Genomic DNA, 5,967 nt, shown 5'->3' on the forward strand with positions numbered 1-5,967 from the left:
CTTTCTGAGCGCATATTCGATTGTGATTGTGGTTTTGTGGCAGATAGAGATTGGAACGCTTCTATCAATATCAAGCGTGAAGGATTGCGACTGTTAGTATAATCATAAATAGAGCATGGAACAGGCTCGATAGCTAAGTAAATTTCGTACCGTTAGGTGCGATTACCTTAGAAACCCCCACTTCTAAGCGAAACGTAGGTGGCGGGTAGTTCACGGCAAAAAAAAGACCCTATTTTTCAAATGAAAAACAGGGCAATAACTCCCAACCAATTCATTGTTTAAATTGGTCTGTTCTTATTTTACAAATTAACAGCGATTTAATCAATGGTTAAATTATGTTTGCTATAGTAACTATAGGAAAGAAATTGGTGATTAAATGAAAACATTAAAGAGAAATAATTAAAATGAAGAAGTTATTAATTTTTTGTGAATTTTTTATTATGAAAAGGTTGCCCTAGGACAAAAGACATGGTATATTATATTTTGTCGTTACAAATGTAGAACTTTGTCGACTTAATCAAGTTACATAAGTATCGCTAGGACTAACGCGGTTTTTCGTTCCTTAAGGACGAAGGGTCGCGTTTTTTTTAAAAAGATAAAAAAGTATAACTTTCTTTTCATTATTTTAATGGGGCCCCACAAAAGTACTCGGATTACGCTTCGAAGGTAGTCTTCACTTTTGTGGGCTAATTTACACATTTGGATTTTATCGTTTAAGAGGATTTTTGTAGAACTAAAGCGAAAAAAGAGGGAAACTTAAAAAATAAAGTTAGAAATATGACGTATATAGGAGGAAAAAATGAACATCGAAAAATACGAGGTTTATACAGATGGTGCATGTGCGAACAATCAAGCAGCTGGTGGCCAACCAGGAGGATGGGGAGCTGTTTTTTTGGATGGTAGACAGTTTTCTGGCGGAGAAATCTCTACAACAAATAACCGGATGGAATTAACTGCTGCCATTGAGGCGTTAAAAAATACCCCAAAAGGGAGTAAAGTCAAAATATACTCCGATTCAGCCTATCTAATCAATGCCTTTCAACAAAATTGGTTAAAATCTTGGATAAAAAAAGGCTGGATCACTTCACAAGGAAAACCTGTAGAAAACCAGGATCTATGGAAACGACTTTTACCATTGGTAGAAGAGAGGGTAGTTGAATGGGAAAAAGTAAAGGGACATTCAGGGAATAAGTGGAATGAAATGGCCGATCAGATTGCGGTTGCAGCTATTCCATCCTCCAAAAGTCCTAAATCTGAAAAAATAGATAAAAAGAAGACAATTACGCTTTCCTATCAAAATTACGAACTCTTGGTTGATACTATCCAAAAATTAGCAGATAAAGATGAAAGGTTTCAATATCTATATCAAGAGATCAAATGAAAAATAACCAAGATTTACAGACTTTAATCCAATATGCTGCTTAGGTTATAATAAAAGCCGATCTTATTCAGATTAATTCTAATATATAGAATTGAGTGGTTGTAATGAATGAGAAACTAAAACAAAAAGTGATAGATTATGCACAGCAAATTGGAATAGATAAGATAGGATTTACTTCTGCAGAACCATTTAGGGAACTAGAAAAAATACTACATCGTCATCGTGAATTAGGGTATGAATCAGGTTTTGAAGAAAAAGACATTGATAAGCGTGTAAATCCAAAATTTACACTAAAAAATGCAAAATCAATCATTGCCATTGCTATTGCATATCCTTCTAAGATCCCACAGCCACCAAAGGGAGTAGAAGGGGAATATAGAGGCTTTGTAGCCCGTTCAGCATGGGGAATTGATTACCATCTAATTCTTCAAGAGAAACTAAACCAATTAGGAATATATCTCAAACAAATGGTGCCTGACGCAGAATATGTGGCTATGACAGATACAGGAGTACTGTCTGATCATGCTGTAGCTGAACGAGCAGGAATTGGTTGGATCGGAAAAAACTCTTTGCTCATAACCCCTGAATTCGGATCATATGTCTATCTTGGGGAAATGATAACAAATATTTCTTTTCCTGAAGATCATCCTATGGAAAATCAATGTGGAGACTGTACAAGATGTTTAGATGCATGTCCTACTCAAGCTATTGTTCAGGCTGGCCAAGTAAATGCAAAAAGATGTTTATCCTATATCACACAGAGAAAAGATATGTTAGAAGAAGAACTAATGGAAAAGTTAGGGAATCGATTATATGGATGCGATACATGCCAAATCGTCTGTCCTAAAAATAAAGGGATAAACTTTGGCCACCAAGAAAAGACCTTACCTAATCCTGAATTGGCGAAACCCTTGTTGAAGCCTTTATTAACAATCTCTAATAAAGAATTTAAAGAAACTTGGAGACAGACCGCAGCTGCTTGGAGGGGAAAGAAACCGATTCAAAGAAATGTGATAATTGCCTTAGCTCATTTTAAAGATAAAACAGCATTACCTCTATTAAAGGATCTTTTAATCAATGATGAAAGGCCAGTGATCCGCCAAACCTCAGCGTGGTCTTTAGGGAAAATAGGGGGAAAAGAAGTAGAAGAAATATTGCTTCAAGCGAAAATTAAAGAAAAAGATGACAAAGTACTGCAAGAAATCATAAGATCATTAAATAAGCTTGCAAATGAAGGTATACTAAGTTCGCTAAAAACATAATAAATCGGTATGATAAGGAGAAACAACCTCTTGGAGGGGATAGGATGAAAGAATCATCTAAGATGGTTTATTATAAAGAGATGGATTCACCGATTGGACCTCTAACCATTGCTGCAACAACAAATGGTGTTTGCTGGATTGAATTTGGTATGATTGAGGATAGTTTGTTTTTGCTAAAAAGATGGGTTAAACAATGGATAGGTACAGATCAAATCGTAGAAGCAAAAAATGAGTTAAATACCGTTATCCAACAATTAATAGAATACTTTAGCGGGCAAAGAACGGAATTTAATATTGCTATTGAATTATATGGTACACCCTTCCAGAAAAAAGTTTGGGAAACTTTATTAACGATTCCTTATGGAGAAGTAAGAACATATAAAGATATTGCAATTCAAATGAATGCCCCAAAAGCGGTTAGAGCAATTGGTGGTGCAAACCACAATAACCCGATTCCTATTATTGTACCTTGTCACCGTGTAATCGGGTCAAACGGTAATTTAGTAGGCTATGGTGGGGGAATAGAGATTAAGCAATATCTGCTTCAGTTAGAAGGTTATCTACCCAAAGATAAATAACTGAAATAAAAGAAAGGAGAGTATCCTTTCTTTTTTGTTCTATTTACATCTTGAACACCATAGAGATGGGCATAGGAGGTGGTAAAAGTGGGGGTTTATAACCGTAAAAAGGCCGCTGAATATGCTGACCGATGGTGGAATAGTTATAATCCTAGATTTCGAACTTTTGAAGTAGACTGTACCAACTATGTTTCCCAGTGTCTTTGGGCAGGAGGAGCGCCTATGACAGGTTTAGGACAAAAGGGAAAAGGATGGTGGTATCAAGGAAATGGGAATAAGTCTGACCGTTGGAGCTATAGCTGGGCTGTTGCTCACAGCTTGCGATGGTACCTACAGACTAGTAGAACAGGGTTAAGAGCGATTGAAGTTAAATCCCCAGAGCAACTAACGATTGGTGATGTCATTTGTTATGATTTTGATGGAGATGGTAAGTGGCAACATAATACCATTGTTACAGCCATAGATCCTATTGGAATGCCATTAGTAAATGCCCATACTGTAAATTCAATCAAACGAAATTGGGCATACAAAGATTCTTATGCTTGGACAGAAAAGACTCAATATAAATATTTTCATATTGTAGATCAATTTTAATTTTTAGTTCAGAGAAAGGCTTGTCTTAGAATAGATGAGCCTATTCTTTTTAAAAGAATATCTTCACTTTTGTGAGCATGATCTTGTTGTAGTATAATGTAAGGTATTGATGGGATAGACTGATTTAGAGGTGAGAAGAATTGGCACTAAATATCGTATTACATGAACCCGAAATTCCAGCCAATACAGGAAATATTGTACGTACTTGTGCTGCTACTGGTACTAGATTACATCTAATTAAACCCCTAGGTTTTTCAACGGATGATAAAATGCTAAAGAGGGCTGGTTTAGATTATTGGCATTTTGTTGATATTAAATACTACGATTCGATTCAAGAGTTATATGATACATACCCTCAAGGACGTTTTTTTTATGCTACAACAAAAACAGAGCGTTTTTATACCGATGTCCAATACCAGGATGAAGACTTTTTGGTTTTTGGAAAGGAAACCGCAGGAATACCTATGGATATTTTGAAAAAAAACTGGGATATGACGATCACCATTCCAATGGGAGAACTGATTCGTTCACTAAATTTGTCTAATTCAGCGGCCATCATTGTTTATGAAGCGCTTAGACAACTCAATTTTCCTTATTTAAAATAATCTAATAACCAATCAATAAAGAAAATAGTGGAGGTTCATATGGCAAAAGCATTATTATTTGATTTAGATGGCACTTTATTACCGATGAATACCGATCAATTTATAGAACAATATATGAGAGCATTAGCACCAAACGTTGCTTCTTTTCTAGATCCAAAAGCCTTTATAAAAATAATCTGGGAATCAACGAATGATATGATAAAAAATACAGACCATAATCTTACTAATGAGCAAGTATTTATTGATTCTTTTGTAAAAAGGACAGGGATCCAGCAATCAGATATTTGGCCAACATTCGTTCGCTTTTATGAAGAAGAATTTCCTTTGTTAAAAATACATACCAACCCCTCTCCCCTATCAAAAGAAATTGTTGAAATCGCTAAAGAACAAGGAAGAAAAGTAGTGATTGCCACCAATCCTGTTTTCCCAAAAGCAGCTATTTATGAACGTTTAAAATGGCTGGATTTATTAGATTTTCCTTTTGATTTAGTTACGGTGTATGAAGAATCTCATTTCTGTAAACCCCAGCCAAAATACTATTTAGAGATTTTAGAGAAAATTGGAGTGGAACCACAAGAAGCGATGATGATTGGTAATGATATGCAAGAAGATATGATTGCTAGCAAACTAGGGATGCCAACATTTTTAGTAACAGATTATTTAATTGATCGTGGGACCTTAACCTATGAAGTCCATCAAAAAGGATCACTTGAAGAGTTAAAAGAAGATATAAAAGCTAAAAAAGGAGTTTTTGCACTTTAAAGTAAAGCATAGATACATGGACAACGGAGCGCGTTAGAATATACAAACTTATTCTATGTTATAATACTGTAAAATATCTATCTTTTTATGATAGTGGTTTGAATAAAAGCGAAAAGGGGAAGTCGAGATGAAAATAACCGTGATTTCTGATACCCATCTGCCTAGAAAATCTACTTCATTGCCAGATTTTCTTTATGAAGCAATCGAAAAGAGTGACATGGTTATTCATGCCGGGGATTTTACCTCTATAGATATCCTTTATGATTTACAAGCGTTATCTTCTCGTCTTGAAGCAGTTGCAGGAAATAATGATGGTCCGGAAATCTTATTTCGATTAGGAAAAAAGAAAATCATTGATATAGGTAAATATAAAATTGGACTCATTCATGGCGATGGTGTATATGGAACCACCTTACAACGGGCAAAACAAGCATTTGCTAATGAAAAGGTTGATATTGTTATCTTTGGACATAGTCACCAAGCGTTTAAAGAATGGGAAAATGGTGTACTGTATTTTAATCCTGGTTCACCTACAGATAAAAGAAGAAGTCCAAAGTATTCATATGGTGAAATCATTTTAGATGATAAGATTCAAGCCAAGATTCACTACTTTTAAAGAATCCAGATGTATAAATATAAATACATCTGGATTTTTTTTTAGTGCGCCACGCATGGCGATTAACTAGACGGTGAAAGTCCGTTATGGGGGTATGTAGCAACCAACCATTAGCCTAAGGCAAGGGTGTCCATCGTGAGGTGGAATCTGAAGGAAGCCGGCGGCAAAG

General features: G+C 35.4%; 8 protein-coding genes. All 8 read left to right on the plus strand.

The window, feature by feature from the left end:
* On the plus strand, window positions 1-102 hold a 102-nt coding region (locus tag BEN26_RS13525), incomplete at its 5' end, for a zinc ribbon domain-containing protein (RefSeq protein WP_181482305.1).
* 697 nt (window positions 103-799) lie between these two features.
* Window positions 800-1,381 carry a ribonuclease H family protein gene (locus BEN26_RS13530; RefSeq protein WP_069799798.1) on the plus strand — a complete coding sequence of 194 codons (582 nt, stop codon included), beginning with the start codon at window positions 800-802 and terminating at the stop codon, window positions 1,379-1,381.
* A gap of 104 nt (window positions 1,382-1,485) precedes the next feature.
* Window positions 1,486-2,643: a tRNA epoxyqueuosine(34) reductase QueG gene (gene queG, locus BEN26_RS13535; RefSeq protein WP_069799800.1), complete on the plus strand. Its 1,158-nt coding sequence runs from the start codon at window positions 1,486-1,488 to the stop codon at window positions 2,641-2,643.
* 44 nt (window positions 2,644-2,687) lie between these two features.
* Window positions 2,688-3,221: a methylated-DNA--[protein]-cysteine S-methyltransferase gene (locus tag BEN26_RS13540; protein ID WP_068722561.1), complete on the plus strand. Its 534-nt coding sequence runs from the start codon at window positions 2,688-2,690 to the stop codon at window positions 3,219-3,221.
* Window positions 3,222-3,308: 87 nt separating this feature from the next.
* On the plus strand, window positions 3,309-3,815 hold the full coding sequence (locus BEN26_RS13545) for an amidase domain-containing protein (protein WP_068722563.1): 507 nt from the start codon (window positions 3,309-3,311) through the stop codon (window positions 3,813-3,815).
* Window positions 3,816-3,955: 140 nt separating this feature from the next.
* Window positions 3,956-4,420, plus strand: a complete 465-nt coding sequence (gene trmL / locus BEN26_RS13550; RefSeq protein WP_068722565.1) for a tRNA (uridine(34)/cytosine(34)/5-carboxymethylaminomethyluridine(34)-2'-O)-methyltransferase TrmL — start codon at window positions 3,956-3,958, stop codon at window positions 4,418-4,420.
* Between the two features lie 39 nt (window positions 4,421-4,459).
* Complete coding sequence (locus BEN26_RS13555) at window positions 4,460-5,182, plus strand: HAD family hydrolase (protein WP_068722567.1); 723 nt, start codon at window positions 4,460-4,462, stop codon at window positions 5,180-5,182.
* A 127-nt stretch (window positions 5,183-5,309) separates the two neighbouring features.
* The gene (locus BEN26_RS13560; protein ID WP_069799803.1) at window positions 5,310-5,798 is read left to right on the plus strand and encodes a metallophosphoesterase; all 489 of its coding nucleotides are present in this window, start codon (window positions 5,310-5,312) and stop codon (window positions 5,796-5,798) included.
* The last annotated feature ends 169 nt before the right edge of the window (window positions 5,799-5,967 follow it).

Source organism: Tepidibacillus sp. HK-1, assembly GCF_001748485.2.
Classification (GTDB): domain Bacteria; phylum Bacillota; class Bacilli; order Tepidibacillales; family Tepidibacillaceae; genus Tepidibacillus_B; species Tepidibacillus_B infernus.

Excerpts from the sequence above, each read along its gene's own strand:
- BEN26_RS13530 (WP_069799798.1), top strand. The coding sequence starts at position 800 with ATGAACATCGAAAAATACGAGGTTTATACAGATGGTGCATGTGCGAAC.
- queG (WP_069799800.1), top strand. The coding sequence starts at position 1,486 with ATGAATGAGAAACTAAAACAAAAAGTGATAGATTATGCACAGCAAATT.
- BEN26_RS13540 (WP_068722561.1), top strand. The coding sequence starts at position 2,688 with ATGAAAGAATCATCTAAGATGGTTTATTATAAAGAGATGGATTCACCG.
- BEN26_RS13555 (WP_068722567.1), top strand. The coding sequence starts at position 4,460 with ATGGCAAAAGCATTATTATTTGATTTAGATGGCACTTTATTACCGATG.
- BEN26_RS13560 (WP_069799803.1), top strand. The coding sequence starts at position 5,310 with ATGAAAATAACCGTGATTTCTGATACCCATCTGCCTAGAAAATCTACT.